Genomic DNA, 18540 nt, shown 5'->3' on the forward strand with positions numbered 1-18540 from the left:
CGAAGCACCCTTTCGAACCCGAGGCTCCCGAAAGAGGGTGGAACACGTGGACCGCTGCGTCGTCCTGGTGGACGCCGGCTACCTGCTGGGCGCCGCCGCCAGCCTCCTCGCCGGGGAACCGGCCCGCTCCCGGATCACCGTCGACCACGCCGGGCTGATCCAGCAGCTGCGGCAGCGCGCCGAGGCCGAGACCGCCCTGCCGCTCCTGCGGATCTACTGGTTCGACGGCGCGCCCGACCGGGTGCCCCAGCCCGAGCACCGCAGACTGCGCGTGATGCCCCGGGTCACCGTCCGGCTCGGCGCCCTGACCAGGAGCGACGGGCGCTGGGCGCAGAAGGGCGTCGACGCGGCCATGCACACCGAGCTGACCGAGCTCGCCAGGAACAGGGCCTGCTCCGACATCGTGCTCGTCACCGGCGACGGCGACCTGCTGCCCGGCCTCATGTCGGCCAAGGAGCACGGCGTCGCCGTCCACCTGTGGGCCGTCCAGGCCGCCGACGGCGACTACAACCAGTCCGAGGACCTGGTCGCCGAGGCCGACGAGCGGCGGGTCCTCGACCGGGCCTGGATCACCCGCGCCGTCCGCGCCAAGGACCTCACCGGCATCTGCGCGCCGCCGCCCGCCCCGCGCCCGGAGATCGCCGCCATCCTCTCCGCGCCGCTGCCCGAGGCCGCCCTCGCCGCCTCCGCCGAACGGGCCGCCGAGGCCGCCGCCGCGGCCGCCCGGAACGGCGCACCGGCCCCCGCGGAGCCGGTCGGCGACGGCGGCCACGAGCACGCCCACGCCAACGGCCACGTCCGTGAGGACCAGGAGGTCCACGGCCCCGGGGTGCCCGCCCCGGCGAACGGCAAGGGCGTCCCCACCCCCAAGGACCTCGCCGGACTGCGCGGACCCGCCACCGTCGGCACCCCGGTCCCGCAGGGCGCGAGCGCGCTCCGCTGGTCCTCCGACCGGGGCTGGATCGACCGCCCCGCCCCCTCCCTCGGCGAGCCGGCCGAGACCGCCACCCTGCCCACCCTCGCCGCGCTCACCAGCGCGGAGCAGCGCTGGGCGGACCGCGAGGAGGACATCACCACCGTCGGCGGCGACCCGTTCGAGGTCGGGCAGGTGTTCGCCCGCCGCTGGATGGAGCGGCTCCCCGAGCAGAGCCACGTCCAGAAACTCTCCACCCTCTACCCGCGCATCCCGCACCGCATCGACGGCGAACTCCTCCGCTACGCCGCGCGTTTCGGACTTCTCGCCCACAAGGACGACCAGATCGACGAGCACGACCGGTACGCGATCCGGGCCGGATTCTGGCGCGAGATCGACGTCCGGGCCGCCGCCGAACCCGCCCCCGCGCCCGGAGCGGGCCCGGCGACCCCGTAATCTCTTTCTCCGTGAGTACGGTGTGCGTGGTGCGGGATCTGGTCAAGACGTACCCCGCCACGCGCGGCAGGCGCGGCGCGCCCGCGACCCCCGAGGTGCGGGCCACCGACGGGATCAGCCTCGACGTGCGCGGCGGCGAGATCTTCGGGCTGCTCGGCCCCAACGGCGCCGGCAAGTCCACCCTCGTCCGCCAGCTCACCGGGCTCATGCGCCCCGACTCCGGCACCGTCGAACTCCTCGGCCACGACCTCGTGCGCCACCCCGAGCGGGCGGCCCGGCTCCTCGCCTACCTCGGCCAGGAGTCCACCGCCCTCGACGAGCTGACCGTCTCCCTCGCCGCCGAGACCACCGGACGCCTGCGCGGCCTCTCCGCCCACGACGCCCGCGCCGAGCGCGACGCCGTCCTGGACGAGCTCGGCCTCGGCGAGATCGCCGGCCGCCCCCTCAAGAAGCTCTCCGGCGGACAGCGGCGCCTCGCCTGCTTCGCCGCCGCGCTCGTCGGCCGCCGGCCCGTCCTCGTCCTCGACGAGCCCACCACCGGCATGGACCCCGTCGCCCGGCGCGCCGTCTGGGCCGCCGTCGACCGGCGCCGCGCCGAGCACGGCGCCACCGTGCTCCTCGTCACCCACAACGTCATCGAGGCCGAGACCGTCCTCGACCGGGTCGCCGTCATCGACCGCGGCCGGGTCATCGCCTGCGACACCCCCGCCGGACTCAAGGAGCGGGTCGCCGGAGAGGTCCGCGTCGAGCTGGTCTGGCGCGACGCCCCGCCGGTCCACCTGCCCGAGGTCGCCGCCCTGCGCGCGCTCGCCCAGGAGACCGGACGCCGCTGGCACCTCAGGCTCGCCCCCGACGCCGCCCGCGCGGCCGTCGCCACCGTCACCGGCGGGGCCGCGTTCGCCGCGCTCGACGACTTCACCCTGGCCACGCCCAGCCTGGAGGACGTGTACCTCTCGCTGGGCGGCGCGACCGAGGGACTGGTGAAGGCGTGACCCGCCACGAACCGCCCGTGACCATCAGGAGCTGTACGCAGTGAGCACCGTGCCCGCCGAGGTCCTGCCGACCGGCGCGCTCCCCGCCACGAGCCGGGACGCCGCCGACGGCGCCGCGCCGCTCGCACCGCGCGCCCGTCTCCTTCCGGCCATGGCCGCCGTCTACCGCGCCCAGCTCTCCCGCGCCCGCGTGGCCCGCATCCCGCTGCTCTTCGTCGCCACCTTCCAGTCGATCGGGATCATGATCCTGATGCGTGGGGTCGTCGACGGCGGCTCCGAGGCGCGCGCCGTCGTGGCGGGCTCCACCGTCCTCGTCGTCGCCTTCGTCGCGCTCAACCTGCTCGCCCAGTACTTCGGGCAGCTGCGGGCCGGCGGCGGCCTCGACCACTACGCCACCCTGCCCGTGCCGCCGGCCGCCGTCGTGCTCGGCGCCGCCGGGGCGTACGCCTCCTTCACCGTGCCCGGGACCGCCTTCACCGCCGTCGCCGGCTCCGTCCTCTTCGGGCTGCCCCTCGGCCACCTGTGGATCCTCGGCGCCGTCGTCCCGCTCGCCGGGGCGGCGCTCGCCGGGCTCGGCGCGGCCCTCGGGCTCCTCGCGCCCCGCCAGGAGCTGGCCACCCTCCTCGGCCAGCTCGGCATGTCGGCGGCCCTGCTCCTCGGGGTCCTCCCCGCCGAGCGGCTGCCGGGGCCGATCGGCTGGGCGCGGGACCTGCTGCCGTCGACGTACGGCGTGGAGGCCCTCGCCCGCACCTTCGGCCCGCACCCCGACTGGGCGGCCGTCGCCGTCGACCTCGCCGTGTGCGGGGCGGTCGGCATCGCCTCGCTCGCCGTCGCCACCTGGGCCTACCGGCGGGCCGCCGTCCGCTGAGGCGGGCCACAGGGACACCTGGCACGATGGCGGGGTGACCGCACCTCTGACTCCGCCTCACCAGCCGTCGAACGACCCCGACTGGCCCCCGCAGCCCCCGCCGCCGCTCGGCCCGGCCGGCGACCCGATCACGGCGGCCGAGGTCGTGCAGGGCGTGGTGGTGACGCTCGCCTCCGCGGTCGCGGGGGCCCTGCTCGGAGTGCTGTGGCTGAACCTGGCCCCGCGCGTCCTGCTCATCTCGGACGGCAAGGGCGTCTACCTCCGGAACTCGGAGGGGGAGCAGGCCATCGGCGCCGACGGAACGTTCGTGCTCCTCGCGCTGGCCTTCGGCGCGGTCGCCGCGCTCGTCGTCTTCCTGCTGCGCCGCAAGGGCGGGGTCCCGCTCGTGCTCGGCCTGGCCCTCGGCGGCGGCCTGGGCTCGCTGATCGCCTGGTGGATCGGGACGCACTTCGGACCCACCGCCGACGTCGTCGCCCACGCGAAGGCCGTCGGCCCGAACGTCACCTTCGAGGCTCCGCTCGAACTCAACTTCGCGGCCGCCGCGATGCTGGCCTGGCCGCTCGCCGCGATGATCGTGCACCTGGCCCTCACGGCCGTCTTCGGCCCCCGCGACCCGGAACCGGAGCCCTGGGGACAGCCGAAGCCGTACACGCAGGGGCCGGGCACGCACTGACGGCGAGGCCTCCGTGCGCGCCCCGGCCCGTGCGGACCGCCCTCGCGGAGGCCGCGCCCGGTGTCAGGCGCGGCCGATGGGGGCCACGACCGCCGAGGTGAGCGCCGCCAGGTCCGCGGGGGAGAGCTCCACCTCCAGGCCCCGGCGGCCCGCCGAGATGCACACGGTCGCGTGGTCCGAGGCCGAGGAGTCGAGCACGGTACGGAGCCGCTTGCGCTGGCCCAGCGGGGAGATCCCGCCCCGGACGTACCCCGTGGTGCGCTCCGCCGCCGCCGGGTCGGCCATCGCGGCCCGCTTCCCGCCGACCGCCGAGGCCAGCGCCTTCAGGTCCAGCTGGCCCGCCACCGGGACCACCGCGACCGTCAGCTCGCCGTCGACGTCCGCGACCAGCGTCTTGAAGACCCGGTCGGGGGAGACGCCCAGCGCCTCCGCCGCCTCCTCGCCGTACGAGGGGGAGGCCGGGTCGTGCTCGTACGCGTGCAGCGTGAACGGCGTGCCGGCCGCCGTCAGGGCCACCGTCGCCGGCGTGCCGCCGTTGTTCTTCTTCTGCTTCTTCGCCACGGGCTCTTCCTCGGCTCGGTCGGCCCGGCGGGGCCGGGGTCAGTTCGGGTACGTCGGGGCCTGCGTCAGGTCCACCACCGGCAGCGACGGAAGATGCCGCAGCACCGCGGTCTCCGCGCGCAGCAGCGTCAGCTCCTCGCGCAGCCGGGTCGCCGTGTCCGGCGCCTGCAGCAGCCGCTGCTTCGACGGGGTGTCGAGCACCGCCGCCGCCGCGACCAGGTACGACACGACGGAGGGCTCGTCCGGCAGCTCGCTGGTCGTCAGCGAACGCTCACGGGCCCCCGCGAGGCGCTTCTGGTAGCTGCGGAACGCCCGCAGCACGCCCTCGGCGAGCGTGCCCGCCTCCTCGCCCTGCTCCTCGGGGATCTCCTCGACCTCGGCCGTCAGGAACGGCCCGGACGCGTCGACGGACAGCAGCTTCACCCGGGTCGTACCGGTGGCCATCACCTCGAAGCTGCCGTCGGCGCGCTCCCGGATCGACGCCGCGTCGGCGATGCAGCCGACGCGGTGGAAGGACTGGATGGGATCGGAGCCGAAGCCCGCCGCCGGGCCCTTCTCCGGCAGCGCCGTCTGGTCCGGCATGCCCGGAGCCGTCGGCGCGACCTCACGGCCGTCGCGGATCGCGACGACGGCGAAGCGGCGCGGCTCCGCGTCGTCGAGGGCGAGCAGCTCGCGCATCATGGCGCGATAACGCTCCTCGAAGACGTTCAGCGGCAGCACGAGGCCGGGGAACAGCACCGCGTTGAGCGGGAAGAGAGGCAGGCGAGCGGTGGTCACAGCCGCTTAGCCTAATGGCCGCCGGGCCCGTCCCGTCCGGCCCGTCCACGACCGGTGTCCCGCAGCGGCGTCCGGCGGGCCAGTTCGCCCCGCACCCGGTCCCGCGCGGCCAGGAACCGGAGGAGGGGGTCCCCCCTGCCCGGGCGAAGCCGAGGGCCCGGGGGAGGATCCTCCGACACGGCGTCCCGCGCGGCACCCCAGGGGAACGAGGTCGCGAACGCGCCGGTCCGCCCGAACTCCTCCCACGCCTCCTCCCAGCGCCCCCGCTCCACCAGCACGTACGCGAGCAGGTTGCGGACCTCGGCCGGCCACGGGTCGCCCGGGGGGAACGCCGCCGACAGGGCCAGGGCGTCGGCCACCGCCCGGTCGACCCGGTCGGCGGGCACGGACCCGTCGGGACCCGGCGGCACCCGGAGCCCGTCGTAGGCCGCGCGGACCGGCAGCGCCCGGACGAGCGAGTCCGCCGCCGAGTCCTCGGCGGCCTGCTCGGCGAAGTCGAAGGCGGCACGGTGCGAGCCGTACCACTGCGCGGAGAGGTACTTCAGCGCGGCGACATGGCAGCCGTAGTGGTGCGGGGAGCGGCGCACGGCCTGCTCCCACAGCGACTCGAAGACCGCGTGCCCGGCGTGCGCCCCGCGCGCGTGGTCCAGGGCGAGACGCCACGGCACCGGGTCGTGCGGGGCCTCCCCGGCGACCTCCCGCACCAGCGGGGCGAGCTCGCGCAGCCGCTCGGCCCGCGCCGGCGACTCCCAGGCCCGGCGGACGGCGAGCTGCGCCATGACGAGGAGGGCGTCGGGATCGCCGGGCGTCGCGGAGAGCCACCCGGTGAGCCAGTCGCCCCTGCCGTGCGCGAAGGTGGCGAGCCGGGTGACGTACCGGTCGCGGTCCTCCCACTCGCCGGCGTCCCGGGTGGTGGCGAGCAGCTTCGCCGCGGGCTCCGGGTCGCCGAGCGCGGCGGCGACCAGGGCGGGGGCGAGCCGCTCGTCCGGGGCGTCGAGCAGCACGTCGTCGTCCGGCACGAGCGCCGCGGCGAGCCGTGGTGCGTGCCGGACCGAGCGGACGGCGCCGAGCAGGGCGCGGAGCATGGACATGGTGCTGTGCATTGTCCCCCGCCGCAGCCCTCCCCGGCAGCCGCGTCACGAGGCCGCGACAGCACCCTCACCTCGCGGTGACACCGCTTTCACTCCGCCGCACCCGGGGCCGCCGTCCTCACCCCCTGCGCAGCAGCCGGGTCGCGCCCGCCGCGACCGTCGTCGCCAGGATCCAGCCGAGGAGGATCAGCACCGCCGCCACCCACTGCCAGATGCCCTCCAGGCGCCAGTAGCCGTCCTGGCCGAGGGTGATCACGGGCAGCAGCAGGTCGAGCGCGTACAGCGTGCCGTTCCACTCGGGCCCCTCGTCCGCCTTCATCGGTATCGGGCGGTAGTGGGAGAAGACCACCGTGCCCGCCGCCCACAGCACGGCCATCCACAGCGCGGCCCGGCCCGGCCGGTAGCCGTACGCCACGGTCCAGTCCTGGACGTAGCCCCACAGCTTCCCCGCGATCGGCAGGGTCTCCCGTCTGCGCCGCTGCTTGGCGAGCAGCACTTCGCGGGCGTCCGCGTCCTCGCCGCTGTTCCGCAGGACCGTCGCCAGGCGCTCGTACGGCTCGGGGGCGTACTCCGGGGTCGCCGCCGCCACCCACTCCAGGCGCCGGGCCAGCGGGAAGTGGCCGTACGGCACGAGGTTCTCGTAGGCGAAGCCGCCCATCGCGAGCCCGCCGGGCCCCGGCCAGCTGGTCGACAGGTCGATCAGGGTGACGACCTTCGCGCCGTTCAGCACGACGCGCCCCTCCTCCGGGCGCTCGCCGTTGAACCGCAGCTCCGGGGTCACGATCCGGCGCAGCGACAGCTCGTCCCGCCGGGCGCCGTTCAGCAGGAAACGGGCGCTGTGCAGGTCGACCGCGTCCCCGAACCGGCCGTCGTCGAGCCGCACCCCGCCGTGGCACTCCACGGGCTTGCGCCGGGTGCCCTGGGCGGGCGTGACACCGTACGGCGGGGTGGCCGTGGAGCCGCCCCGGGTCTCCCGGCCCTCGTACACCCAGGCGGCGTTCAGATAGAGCGAGCGCTCCACCGTCAGCTGCGGCGCGTTCAGCGCGCGGCGGCCCTGCGCCCCGCGCAGCACACTGCCCCGCAGGCTGAGCGAGACCCCGACCTTCGCCCCGCGCAGGCTCAGCTCCCCGTGCGTCTCGATCAGCTCGGCCTGGAGGTCCTGGGCGACCACCATCCCGTCGGCCGTGATCGCCCGCCCCCTCCGGTCCGGCCACACCTGGATCTGGTTGATCAGCAGGTCCGTGCCGATCTGGGCGTCCGTCAGCCGGATGCCCCGCCGCACCCGGCAGCGCGGCAGGTGCAGGTCCCCCTCCGTGTGCAGCCGGGCCGCCTCCAGGCGCGGCAGCGCGCACTCCACCATCCGCAGGGTGCCGAACCGGGCCTCGGGCAGCACGACCTCGCCGTCGAACCGGCAGCTGTGCAGCTCCACGTACGGCCCTATCGTCCCGCCCGCCAGGTTCAGCACGCCGGTGATCCTGACCCCGCGCAGCTTCAGCGCGGCCACCCGCCCCGACCGGGCCGGCGGCCCGTCGAGCAGCAGCAGCGCCACCACGTCGGCGCGGACGCTCCGCTCCTCCCCCCATTCCCTCGCCCCGAAGGGGTCGTCCCGCTCCGCGATCCCCTCCGTCAGATCGCAGGTCCTGCCGATCCGGAACGCCCGCCACACGGCCCGCTCCGGGCCCGTGAGACCGTCCGGCATCCCGTCCTCGTGCGGCTCGGTCACTGCCGCCCCCTCGCTTTCCACGTCCGCTCCCACGATTCCGCTTTCCGGGATTCGTGGATTCGTACAGCCGTTCTTTCCCGCTGAGTGACGGGCTGAACGCTAACGGTCAGCCGTGGCGACAAGACGCCACTGTGACGCGTATCAGTCACCGATTGGCATGTATCAGCTGTTGATACGGACGACCGGCGTTGTAGGCCGTCTGCGAGAATTGACCCGTGATCTCTCGAATCGATCTGCGCGGTGAGACCCTGCCCGAGGGTTCCGCCCTGCGCGACCTGCTGCCCCGTGCCGAGTTCGACGTGGAAGCCGCCCTGGAGAAGGTGCGGCCGATCTGCGAGGACGTCCGGCATCATGGCGCAGCGGCGGTGATCGACTACGGGGAGAAATTCGACGGCGTCCGCGTCCCGAGCCTCCGCGTCCCCGCCGAGGCGATCGCCCGCGCCCTCGACGAGCTCGACCCGGCCGTCCGCGCCGCACTGGAGGAGTCCATCCGGCGCGCCCGCATGGTCCACCGCGACCAGCGCCGCACCACCCACACCACCCAGGTCGTCCCCGGCGGCACCGTCACCGAGAAGTGGATCCCGGTCGAGCGCGTCGGCCTGTACGTGCCGGGCGGCCGCGCCGTCTACCCGTCCTCCGTCGTGATGAACGTCGTCCCGGCCCAGGAGGCCGGTGTCGAGGGCCTGGCCGTCGCCTCGCCCCCGCAGAAGGAGTTCGGCGGTCTGCCGCACCCGACGATCCTGGCCGCCTGCGCCCTCCTCGGCGTCGACGAGGTCTACGCCGCCGGCGGCGCCCAGGCCATCGCCATGTTCGCGTACGGAACGGCCGACAACGCAGACACCGCCGACGAGCCCGGCTGCGCCCCCGTCAACCTGGTCACCGGCCCCGGCAACATCTACGTGGCCGCCGCCAAGCGCCTCCTCAAGGGCCGCATCGGCATCGACGCCGAGGCCGGCCCGACGGAGATCGCGATCCTCGCGGACTCCACCGCCGACCCCGTGCACGTCGCCGCCGACCTCATCAGCCAGGCCGAGCACGACCCGATGGCCGCCTCCGTCCTCGTCACCGACTCGGACGAGTTGGCCGCCGCCACCGAGGCCGAGCTGAAGACCCAGGTCGCCGCCTCCAAGCACGTCGACGACCGGATCGTCCCGGCCCTGGCCGGCCGCCAGTCCGCGATCGTCCTCGTCCGCGACCTCGCCGACGGCCTCAAGGTCGTCGACGCGTACGGCGCCGAGCACCTGGAGATCCAGACCGCCGACGCCGCCGCCGTCGCCGACCGCGTCCGCAACGCCGGCGCGATCTTCGTCGGCCCCTGGGCGCCGGTCTCGCTCGGCGACTACTGCGCCGGCTCCAACCACGTCCTGCCCACCGGCGGCTGCGCCTGCCACTCCTCGGGCCTCTCCGTGCAGTCCTTCCTGCGCGGCGTGCACATCGTGGACTACACGCGCGACGCCCTCGCCGACGTGGCCCACCACGTGGTGACCCTCGCCGAGGCCGAGGACCTCCCGGCCCACGGCGCGGCGATCAAGGCCCGTTTCGGTTGGAAGGTGCCACAGAGCAAGTGAGCAAGATCAAGATCGACGACCTGCCCGTCCGGGACGAGCTGCGCGGCAAGTCCCCCTACGGCGCGCCCCAGCTCGACGTCCCCGTCCAGCTGAACACCAACGAGAACCCCTACCCGCTGCCCGAGCCCCTGGTGGCCCGGATCGCGGAGCGGGTCGCCGAGGCCGCCCGCGGCCTCAACCGCTACCCCGACCGGGACGCGATCGAGCTCCGCACCGAGCTCGCCGCCTACCTCACCCGCACCGGCGGGCACCGCGTCGGCGTCGAGAACGTCTGGGCGGCCAACGGCTCCAACGAGGTCCTCCAGCAGCTGTTGCAGACCTTCGGCGGCCCCGGCCGCACCGCGATCGGCTTCGAGCCCTCGTACTCGATGCACGCGCTGATCGCCCGCGGCACCGGCACCGGCTGGATCTCCGGACCGCGCAACGAGGACTTCTCGATCGACGTCGAGGCGGCCGTCCAGGCCATCGCGGAGAACGCGCCGGACGTCGTCTTCGTCGTCTCGCCCAACAACCCCACCGGCACCGCGGTCGAGGCGAGCACCGTCCTCGCCCTGTACGAGGCGGCCCAGGCGGCCAAGCCCTCGATGGTGGTCGTGGACGAGGCGTACGTGGAGTTCAGCCACCGCGACTCGCTGCTGCCGCTCCTGGAGGGCCGCCCGCACCTGGTGATCTCCCGGACGATGTCCAAGGCCTTCGGCGCCGCCGGGCTCCGCCTCGGCTACCTCGCCGCCCACCCGGCCGTGGTCGACGCCGTGCAGCTGGTCCGGCTGCCGTACCACCTCTCGGCCGTCACCCAGGCCACCGCCCTCGCCGCCCTTGAGCACACCGACACCCTCCTCGGGTACGTCGAGCAGCTCAAGGCCGAGCGCGACCGGCTCGTCACCGAGCTGCGCGCCCTGGGCTGCGAGGTCACCGAGTCCGACGCCAACTTCGTGCAGTTCGGGAGGTTCCCCGACCCGCACGAGGCCTGGCAGAAGATCCTCGACCGGGGCGTCCTGGTCCGGGACAACGGCGTACCGGGATGGCTGCGGGTCACCGCCGGCACCCCCGAAGAGAACGACGCGTTCCTCGACGCGGTCCGTGAACTGATGAAGGAGCAGGAACGATGAGCCGCGTAGGCCGCGTTGAGCGCACCACCAAGGAGACCTCGGTCGTCGTCGAGATCGACCTCGACGGCACCGGAAAGGTCGACGTGTCGACCGGGGTCGGCTTCTACGACCACATGCTCGACCAGCTCGGCCGGCACGGCCTCTTCGACCTGACCGTCAAGACCGACGGCGACCTGCACATCGACTCGCACCACACCATCGAGGACACCGCCCTCGCCCTCGGCGCCGCCTTCAAGCAGGCCCTCGGCGACAAGGTCGGCATCTACCGCTTCGGCAACTGCACCGTCCCGCTGGACGAGTCGCTCGCCCAGGTCACCGTCGACCTCTCCGGCCGCCCGTACCTCGTGCACACCGAGCCCGAGAACATGGCGCCGATGATCGGCTCGTACGACACGACGATGACCCGGCACATCCTGGAGTCCTTCGTCGCCCAGGCGCAGATCGCGCTGCACGTCCACGTGCCGTACGGCCGCAACGCCCACCACATCGTGGAGTGCCAGTTCAAGGCCCTGGCCCGCGCTCTGCGCTACGCCTCCGAGCGCGACCCGCGCGCCGCCGGAATCCTCCCCTCCACGAAGGGCGCGCTCTAGTCGTGAACGGCCTCTCCACCATCCTGATCCTCGTCGGGCTCTTCCTGCTCGGCGGCATCTACTCCTTCGTCAAGCAGCAGATGCCCAAGGGCCTCATCGTGCTGCTCTCCATCGGCGCCGCGATGTGTCTCTCCGCCGGCGTGCTGCGTCTGGACGTGTGGTCATGAGCACGAGCTCCCCGAAGAAGGTCGTCGTCTTCGACTACGGCTTCGGCAACGTGCGCTCCGCCGAGCGCGCGCTCGCCCGGGTCGGCGCGGACGTCGAGATCACCCGCGACTACGACACGGCCATGAACGCCGACGGGCTGCTCGTCCCCGGCGTCGGCGCCTTCTCCGCCTGCATGAAGGGCCTCAGGGAGGCCCGCGGCGACTGGATCGTCGGCCGCCGGCTCTCCGGCGGACGCCCGGTCATGGGCATCTGCGTCGGCATGCAGATCCTCTTCGCCGAGGGCATCGAGCACGGCGTGGAGACCGAGGGCCTCGACGAGTGGCCCGGCAGGGTCGAGCCGCTGAACGCCCCCGTCGTCCCCCACATGGGCTGGAACACGGTCGACGCGCCCGCCGACACACAGCTGTTCGCGGGGCTCGACGCCGACGCCCGGTACTACTTCGTGCACTCCTACGCGGTGCGCGAGTGGACCCTGGAGGTCGGCAACCCCAACATCCGCGCCCCCAAGGTCACCTGGGCCACCCACGGCGAGCCCTTCGTCGCCGCCGTGGAGAACGGCGCCCTGTGGGCCACCCAGTTCCACCCCGAGAAGTCCGGCGACGCCGGAGCCCAGCTCCTCACCAACTGGATCGGAACCCTGTGAGCACTCTCGAACTCCTCCCCGCCGTCGACGTCCGCGACGGCCAGGCCGTCCGGCTCGTCCACGGCGAGTCCGGCAGCGAGACCTCCTACGGCTCCCCGCTGGAGGCCGCCCTGGCCTGGCAGCGCGCCGGGGCCGAGTGGCTCCACCTGGTCGACCTGGACGCCGCCTTCGGCACCGGCGACAACCGCGACCTGGTCCGCGAGGTCACCGAGGCCATGGACATCAAGGTCGAGCTCTCCGGCGGCATCCGCGACGACGCCTCGCTCGCCGCCGCCCTCGCCACCGGCTGCACCCGCGTCAACCTCGGCACCGCCGCCCTGGAGACCCCCGAGTGGGTCGCCAAGGTCATCGCCGAGTTCGGCGACAAGATCGCCGTCGGCCTCGACGTCCGCGGCACGACCCTGCGCGGCCGCGGCTGGACCCGCGACGGCGGCGACCTGTACGAGACGCTGGCCCGCCTCGACTCCGAGGGCTGCTCCCGTTACGTCGTCACCGACATCGCCAAGGACGGCACCCTCCAGGGCCCCAACCTGGAGCTCCTGAAGAACGTCTGCGCGGCCACCGACAGGCCCGTCGTCGCCTCCGGCGGCGTGTCCTCCCTGGACGACCTGCGGGCCCTGTCCGGCCTGGTCCCGCTGGGCGTCGAGGGCGCGATCGTCGGCAAGGCGCTGTACGCCAAGGCCTTCACCCTCGAAGAGGCGCTCGCGGCGGTGGCGTCGGCATGAGCGTGCGCAAGGTCGTGACCGGCGCTCCCTGGGAGGAGCAGTTCGGCTACTCCCGCGCGGTCGAGCTGCCCAACGGGACCGTCCTGGTCGCCGGCTGTACGTCCGTGATCGGCGGCGCGATCGCCGACGGCGGCCCGTACGAGCAGGCCATCAACTCCTTCAACGTGGCCTTCGACGCCCTGAAGCAGCTGAACCTCGGCCCCGAGGACGTCGTCCGGACCCGGATGTACATCACCCACGCCCGGGACGTGGAGGAGGTCGGCCGCGCCCACAAGGAGCTGTTCGACGCCGTCCGCCCCGCCGCTTCGATGATCATCGTCTCCGGCTTCGTCGACCCCCGCCTGGTGGTCGAGGTCGAGGTCGAGGCCTACAGGAGTGATGCGGCATGAGCCTCGCCGTACGCGTGATCCCCTGCCTGGACGTGGACAACGGCCGGGTCGTCAAGGGCGTCAACTTCCAGAACCTGCGCGACGCGGGCGACCCCGTCGAGATGGCCAAGCTGTACGACGCCGAGGGCGCCGACGAGCTGACCTTCCTCGACATCACCGCCTCCTCCGGCAACCGGGAGACCACCTACGACGTGGTGCGCCGCACCGCCGAGCAGGTCTTCATCCCGCTCACGGTCGGCGGCGGCGTCCGCTCGGCCGAGGACGTCGACAAGCTGCTGCGGGCCGGCGCCGACAAGGTGGGCGTCAACACCGCCGCGATCGAGCGCCCCGAGCTGATCCGGGAGATCGCGGAGCGCTTCGGCCGCCAGGTCCTCGTCCTGTCGGTCGACGCCCGCCGCACCTCCACCGGCTCCTTCGAGGTGACGACGCACGGCGGCCGCAAGGGCACCGGCATCGACGCCGTCGAGTGGGCGCACCGGGCCGCCGAGCTCGGCGCGGGGGAGATCCTGCTCAACTCGATGGACGCCGACGGCACGAAGGACGGCTACGACACCGAGATGATCGCGGCCGTGCGCAAGCACGTGACGGTCCCGGTGATCGCCTCCGGCGGCGCCGGCAAGCTCGCCGACTTCCCGCCGGCCGTGGCGGCGGGCGCGGACGCGGTGCTCGCGGCCTCCGTCTTCCACTTCGGCGATCTGCGGATCTCGCAGGTCAAGGACACGCTGCGGGAAGCCGGTCACCCGGTCCGCTGAGTCGTCGTTCCGCTGGGGAGAAGGGCCCCTTCGGGGGCCCTTCTTCGTGCCCGGATGCGCAGGATCAGTTGCGCAATTTTCATTGCGCAAGTTTTCTTTCGCGTCTAGGGTCGGTGTCATGACCTCGTCGGAGAACCGCCGGATCACCGATCTCGGCACCCTCAAAGCCATCTCGCACCCGCTGCGCATGCGCCTCTACCGCGCCCTCTTCGTGGCCCGCACCGCCACCGCGTCCCAGCTCGCCGAGCAGGTCGACGAGGCCGTCTCCCTCGTCAGCTACCACCTGCGCAAGCTCGCCGAGCACGGCCTCATCGAGGAGGCGGAGACGCAGTCGTCGGACGGGCGGGAGCGGTGGTGGCAGCCGAGCTCGTACGGGTTCAGCGTCCAGGAGGAGGACCTCCGTGACGCCCCCGAGCTGCTCGCCGCGAGCGCCACCCTCGGCCGCACGATCAACCAGCAGCGCGCCGAACTGCACAGCCGCTTCCTCGACGAGCGGCTCACCTGGTCCAGCGAGTGGCGCGCCGCCTCCGTCAGCTCCGAATGGCTGCCCCGGCTCACCGCCGCCGAACTCACCGCCCTCGGCGGGGAGCTCGAAGCCGTCCTCCAGAAGTACGACCAGCGGGCCCGCGCCGCCGAAGAGGCCGGCGACACCGAGGGCCGCGAGAACGTCGCCGTCCACCTCCACGCGTTCCCCTACCACTCGTGACGGCCACCGTCGTCGCGCCGACGGCCGTCCCCGCCCATCGCAGCCCCCAGGTCCTGCGCTGGCTCGGCGCCTACACCGCCTCCACGCTCGGCGACAGCGTCTACCACCTGGCCCTCTCCTGGACCGCCGTCAGCAGCGGCACCCCCGCCCAGGCCGGACTCGTCATGGCCGTCTCCGCCGTGCCCCGCGCGCTGCTCATGCTCGGCGGGGGAGTCATCGCCGACCGCCTCGGCCCGCGCCGGGTCGTCATCGCCTCCGACACCGTCCGCGCCCTGGTCGTCCTCGGCCTGGCCGCGACCCTGTTCCTCGCCTCGCCGGGCCTGTGGATCCTCGCCGCGGTCGCCCTCGTCTTCGGCGTCGTCGACGCCCTCTTCCTGCCCGCCGTCGGCGCCCTGCCGCCCCGCGTCGCCGACCGCGACCAGCTCGCCCGCGTCCAGGGGATGCGCGGCCTCTCGTACCGCCTCGGCGCCGTCCTCGGCGGCCCGCTCGGCGGCCTCGCCGTCGCCCTCGGCGGCACGGCCGGCGCCTTCGGCGTCGCCGGAGTGCTCTTCACCCTCTCGATCCCCCTGCTGAGCACCCTCCGCCTCCGGTCGCTGCCCGCCGAGGACGAGGCCCGCGACGGCACCGCCCTGCGCGACCTCGCCGACGGCCTGCGCTACCTGCGCGGACACCACGTCCTCGGCCCGCTGATGATCGTCGTGCTCCTCAGCGACCTCGGCTTCGCCGGCCCCTTCAACGTCGGCCTCGCCCTCCTCGCCGACCAGCGCGGCTGGGGAGCCTCCGGCATCGGCTGGATCCTCGCCGGCTTCGGCACGGGCGCCGGCGCCGCCTCGCTGCTCCTGACCGTCTGGGGACGCGTCCCACGCGCCGGAGCCGTCAGCGGCTGGACCATGACGGTGGGCGCCGTCTGCATCGGCGCCCTCGGCGTCACCTCGTACCTGCCCGTCGCGGTCGCCGTCGCCCTCTCCGTCGGCCTGCTCGCCGGACTCTCCGGCGCGCTGTGCAACGCCCTCGTCCAGACCGAGTGCGACCCCGCCTACCTCGGCCGCGTCAGCGCCGTCTCCAGCCTGCTCTCGCTCGGCATCGCACCGCTCAGCTTCCCCCTCACGGGCGCGGCGATCGAACTGTGGGGCCTCGGCCCGGTGTACGCCGTGAGCGCGGCCGTCTGCGGCCTCGCGGGCGTCTACATGCTCCTCGTCACCGCCGTACGCCGGGCCGAACTGCCCCGCTAGGGGGACGGGGTCAGAGCCCCAGCTGCTTCGTCTCCCGCAGCCGCTCGATCGCCTCCGGCTCGCCGTCGAGGGCCACCTTCGCCGAGTCCTGGCGGCCGTACAGGTACATCACCAGCTCGCCCGGCTCCCCGGAGGCCGTCACCACCGGGGTGCCGCGGTGGGCGACCGCCGTCTGGCCGTTCGGGCGACGCAGGACCAGGCCGACCGGCGCCTTCCGGCCGAGCAGCCGGGCCATCCGCTCCAGGCGCGACCACAGCGCGTCCGCGAAGACCGGGTCCAGCTCGCGGGCCGACCAGTCGGGCTGCGCCCGGCGCACGTCCTCCGCGTGCACGTAGAACTCGACGACGTTCGCCCCCTCGTCCACCTGCTTGATGGTGAACGGCGAGAACCGCGGCGGACCCGTACGGATCAGCCGGATCAGCTCCTCGTACGGCTTGTCGGCGAACTCCTGCTGCACCCGGTCGAGCCGCTCCTTCAGCGCCGGTACGAGGTTCCCCGCCGCCGCGTCCGGACGCCGCTCCCGCACCACCACATGGGCCGCCAGGTCCCGGGTCCGCCAGCCCTCGCAGAGCGTCGGCGCGTCCGGTCCCGCCGCCTCCAACAGATCCGCGAGCAGAAGCCGTTCACGTTTCGCATGGGTCGACATGCCCGCCAGCGTACGGCGGATGCGGGACGTCCGCCCAGTGGACGCCACGCCGGACACCACCCCCGAGCGCGGCACAATGGGCCCCATGAGCACGCCCCGGACCCCCAGCGACCTCGACCCCGCCATCGCCGCCCGCCTCAAGCGCAGCGCCGACGGGCTCGTCCCCGCCATCGCCCAGCAGTACGACACCGGCGAGGTGCTGATGCTCGGCTGGATGGACGACGAGGCCCTCCACCGCACCCTCACCACCGGCCGCTGCACCTACTGGTCCCGCAGCCGGAACGAGTACTGGGTCAAGGGCGACACCTCCGGGCACGTCCAGCACGTCAGGTCCGTCGCCCTCGACTGCGACGCCGACACCCTCCTCGTCAAGGTCGACCAGGTCGGCGCCGCCTGCCACACCGGCACCCGCACCTGCTTCGACACCGACGTGCTCCCCGTATCCCAGTAAGGTCCCGTGCCATGGATCTCGAGACGTTCCGCAAGCTGGCGGCCGACCGCCGCGTCATCCCCGTCAGCCGCAGGCTCCTCGCGGACGGCGACACCCCGGTCGGGCTCTACCGCAAGCTCGCCGCCGAACGCCCCGGCACCTTCCTCCTCGAATCGGCGGAGAACGGCCGCAGCTGGTCCCGCTACTCCTTCATCGGAGTCCGCAGCGACGCGACCCTGACGGTGAAGGACGGACAGGCGCACTGGCTCGGCACCCCGCCCGTCGGCGTCCCCACGGACGGCGACCCGCTCGCCGCCCTGCGCGCCACCGTCGAGACCCTCCACACCCCGCGCGACCTCGCTTCCGGGATGCCCCCGTTCACCGGCGGCATGGTCGGCTACCTCGGCTACGACATCGTCCGCCGCCTGGAGAAGATCGGCGAGCACGGCCGCGACGACCTGAAGCTCCCCGAGCTCACCATGCTCCTCACCAGCGACCTCGCCGTCCTCGACCACTGGGACGGCTCGGTCCTCCTGATCGCCAACGCGATCAACCACAACGACCTGGAGACCGGCGTCGACGAGGCGTACGCGCACGCCGTCGCCCGCCTCGACGCCATGGAGGCCGACCTGGCCCGCCCGGTCGCGACCGCCCCCGCCTCCCTCCCCGCCTCCGAACTCCCCGAGTTCTCCGCCCTCTGGGGCGGCCGGGCCTACCAGGACGCCGTCGAGGACATCAAGGAGCGCATCCGCGCCGGCGAGGCCTTCCAGGTCGTGCCCTCGCAGCGCTTCGAGACCCCCTGCACCGCCTCCGCGCTCGACGTGTACCGGGTCCTGCGGGCCACCAACCCCTCCCCGTACATGTACCTCTTCCGCTTCGAGAACGGCTTCGACGTCGTCGGCTCCTCGCCCGAGGCCCTCGTCAAGGTCGAGGACGGGCGCGCGATGCTCCACCCCATCGCCGGCACCCGGCACCGCGGCGCCACCCCGCAGGAGGACCACGACCTCGCCGAGGAGCTGCTCGCCGACCCCAAGGAGCGCGCCGAGCACCTCATGCTCGTCGACCTCGGCCGCAACGACCTCGGCCGGGTCTGCACGCCCGGCTCCGTCGAGGTCGTCGACTTCATGTCGATCGAGCGCTACTCGCACGTCATGCACATCGTCTCCACCGTCACCGGCGAGGTCGCCGAGGGCCGCACCGCCTTCGACGTCCTCACCGCCTGCTTCCCCGCCGGCACGCTCTCCGGCGCGCCCAAGCCCCGCGCCATGCAGATCATCGAGGAGCTCGAACCCTCCCGGCGCGGCCTCTACGGCGGATGTGTCGGTTATCTCGATTTCGCCGGAGACGCGGACACCGCCATCGCCATCCGCACCGCCCTGCTCCGGGACGGAACGGCGTACGTGCAGGCCGGAGCGGGCGTCGTCGCCGACTCCGACCCGGTCGCCGAGGACAACGAGTGCCGCAACAAGGCCGCGGCCGTCCTCCGCGCCGTACACACCGCCAACCGGATGAACGACAACTGAGGACG

The 18540-nt window shown here is 73.7% G+C and carries 21 protein-coding genes; 16 read left to right on the forward strand and 5 right to left on the reverse strand.

The window, feature by feature from the left end:
- Nucleotides 1-46 precede the first annotated feature (46 nt).
- From GGE06_RS04705 to GGE06_RS04720, 4 genes are read left to right on the forward strand one after another with little or no spacing between them, the layout of a single operon-like run.
- Nucleotides 47-1369 (forward strand): NYN domain-containing protein, encoded by a 1323-nt coding sequence (locus GGE06_RS04705; RefSeq protein WP_184930069.1) that lies wholly within the window; start codon nt 47-49, stop codon nt 1367-1369.
- 20 nt (nt 1370-1389) lie between these two features.
- Nucleotides 1390-2361 (forward strand): ABC transporter ATP-binding protein, encoded by a 972-nt coding sequence (locus GGE06_RS04710; protein WP_181924894.1) that lies wholly within the window; start codon nt 1390-1392, stop codon nt 2359-2361.
- 40 nt (nt 2362-2401) lie between these two features.
- Nucleotides 2402-3229 (forward strand): ABC transporter permease, encoded by an 828-nt coding sequence (locus GGE06_RS04715; protein WP_376773496.1) that lies wholly within the window; start codon nt 2402-2404, stop codon nt 3227-3229.
- A 34-nt stretch (nt 3230-3263) separates the two neighbouring features.
- Nucleotides 3264-3902, forward strand: coding sequence for a DUF2567 domain-containing protein (locus GGE06_RS04720; RefSeq protein WP_116161497.1), 639 nt, complete (start codon nt 3264-3266; stop codon nt 3900-3902).
- Between the two features lie 63 nt (nt 3903-3965).
- Here GGE06_RS04720 and ybaK read toward each other — a convergent pair whose 3' ends face one another.
- The 4 genes from ybaK to GGE06_RS04740 form a co-directional block, all read right to left on the reverse strand.
- On the reverse strand, nt 3966-4463 hold the full coding sequence (gene ybaK, locus GGE06_RS04725; protein WP_184930070.1) for a Cys-tRNA(Pro) deacylase: 498 nt from the start codon (nt 4461-4463) through the stop codon (nt 3966-3968).
- Nucleotides 4464-4502: 39 nt separating this feature from the next.
- Nucleotides 4503-5240, reverse strand: a complete 738-nt coding sequence (locus tag GGE06_RS04730) for an LON peptidase substrate-binding domain-containing protein (RefSeq protein ID WP_184930071.1) — start codon at nt 5238-5240, stop codon at nt 4503-4505.
- A gap of 11 nt (nt 5241-5251) precedes the next feature.
- Nucleotides 5252-6343, reverse strand: a complete 1092-nt coding sequence (locus GGE06_RS04735; RefSeq protein ID WP_184930072.1) for a hypothetical protein — start codon at nt 6341-6343, stop codon at nt 5252-5254.
- Nucleotides 6344-6449: 106 nt separating this feature from the next.
- The gene (locus GGE06_RS04740) at nt 6450-8054 is read right to left on the reverse strand and encodes an oxidoreductase (protein WP_116161501.1); all 1605 of its coding nucleotides are present in this window, start codon (nt 8052-8054) and stop codon (nt 6450-6452) included.
- Nucleotides 8055-8269: 215 nt separating this feature from the next.
- Between GGE06_RS04740 and hisD the strand changes: the two genes are divergently transcribed.
- The 10 genes from hisD to GGE06_RS04790 all read left to right on the forward strand — a co-directional run bounded on the left by hisD (nt 8270) and on the right by GGE06_RS04790 (nt 15936).
- A complete protein-coding gene (gene hisD / locus GGE06_RS04745; RefSeq protein WP_116161502.1) occupies nt 8270-9622 on the forward strand; it encodes a histidinol dehydrogenase in 1353 nt (450 codons plus the stop codon).
- Entirely contained in the window at nt 9619-10731 is a 1113-nt protein-coding gene (locus GGE06_RS04750; RefSeq protein WP_116161503.1) for a histidinol-phosphate transaminase, read from the forward strand. Before hisD ends, GGE06_RS04750 begins: the two co-directional genes overlap by 4 nt.
- A complete protein-coding gene (gene hisB, locus GGE06_RS04755; protein ID WP_030492957.1) occupies nt 10728-11321 on the forward strand; it encodes an imidazoleglycerol-phosphate dehydratase HisB in 594 nt (197 codons plus the stop codon). The genes GGE06_RS04750 and hisB overlap by 4 nt, the downstream gene beginning before the upstream one ends.
- 2 nt (nt 11322-11323) lie before the next feature.
- The gene (locus GGE06_RS04760) at nt 11324-11488 is read left to right on the forward strand and encodes a CG2302 family histidine operon protein (RefSeq protein WP_184930073.1); all 165 of its coding nucleotides are present in this window, start codon (nt 11324-11326) and stop codon (nt 11486-11488) included.
- The gene (hisH, locus tag GGE06_RS04765; protein ID WP_116161504.1) at nt 11485-12132 is read left to right on the forward strand and encodes an imidazole glycerol phosphate synthase subunit HisH; all 648 of its coding nucleotides are present in this window, start codon (nt 11485-11487) and stop codon (nt 12130-12132) included. Before GGE06_RS04760 ends, hisH begins: the two co-directional genes overlap by 4 nt.
- Nucleotides 12129-12857 (forward strand): bifunctional 1-(5-phosphoribosyl)-5-((5-phosphoribosylamino)methylideneamino)imidazole-4-carboxamide isomerase/phosphoribosylanthranilate isomerase PriA, encoded by a 729-nt coding sequence (priA, locus tag GGE06_RS04770; RefSeq protein ID WP_116161505.1) that lies wholly within the window; start codon nt 12129-12131, stop codon nt 12855-12857. The genes hisH and priA overlap by 4 nt, the downstream gene beginning before the upstream one ends.
- The gene (locus GGE06_RS04775) at nt 12854-13246 is read left to right on the forward strand and encodes a RidA family protein (protein ID WP_184930074.1); all 393 of its coding nucleotides are present in this window, start codon (nt 12854-12856) and stop codon (nt 13244-13246) included. The genes priA and GGE06_RS04775 overlap by 4 nt, the downstream gene beginning before the upstream one ends.
- Nucleotides 13243-13998, forward strand: coding sequence for an imidazole glycerol phosphate synthase subunit HisF (gene hisF / locus GGE06_RS04780; RefSeq protein ID WP_116161507.1), 756 nt, complete (start codon nt 13243-13245; stop codon nt 13996-13998). Before GGE06_RS04775 ends, hisF begins: the two co-directional genes overlap by 4 nt.
- A gap of 118 nt (nt 13999-14116) precedes the next feature.
- The gene (locus GGE06_RS04785) at nt 14117-14704 is read left to right on the forward strand and encodes an ArsR/SmtB family transcription factor (RefSeq protein ID WP_116161508.1); all 588 of its coding nucleotides are present in this window, start codon (nt 14117-14119) and stop codon (nt 14702-14704) included.
- Nucleotides 14701-15936 (forward strand): MFS transporter, encoded by a 1236-nt coding sequence (locus tag GGE06_RS04790; RefSeq protein ID WP_116161509.1) that lies wholly within the window; start codon nt 14701-14703, stop codon nt 15934-15936. The genes GGE06_RS04785 and GGE06_RS04790 overlap by 4 nt, the downstream gene beginning before the upstream one ends.
- Before the next feature lie 10 nt (nt 15937-15946).
- On the opposite strand, the gene GGE06_RS04795 is transcribed toward GGE06_RS04790, so the two are convergent.
- Nucleotides 15947-16582 carry a TIGR03085 family metal-binding protein gene (locus tag GGE06_RS04795; RefSeq protein WP_184930075.1) on the reverse strand — a complete coding sequence of 212 codons (636 nt, stop codon included), beginning with the start codon at nt 16580-16582 and terminating at the stop codon, nt 15947-15949.
- 85 nt (nt 16583-16667) lie between these two features.
- Here GGE06_RS04795 and hisI point away from each other — a divergent pair, with 85 nt between their 5' ends.
- Nucleotides 16668-17033 (forward strand): phosphoribosyl-AMP cyclohydrolase, encoded by a 366-nt coding sequence (gene hisI, locus GGE06_RS04800; RefSeq protein ID WP_116165595.1) that lies wholly within the window; start codon nt 16668-16670, stop codon nt 17031-17033.
- An 11-nt stretch (nt 17034-17044) separates the two neighbouring features.
- Nucleotides 17045-18535, forward strand: a complete 1491-nt coding sequence (locus tag GGE06_RS04805) for an anthranilate synthase component I (RefSeq protein ID WP_116161511.1) — start codon at nt 17045-17047, stop codon at nt 18533-18535.
- Nucleotides 18536-18540: the final 5 nt, after the last annotated feature.

The sequence above is a fragment of the Streptomyces nymphaeiformis genome, assembly GCF_014203895.1.
In the GTDB taxonomy this organism is placed as follows: Bacteria; Actinomycetota; Actinomycetes; order Streptomycetales; family Streptomycetaceae; genus Streptomyces; species Streptomyces nymphaeiformis.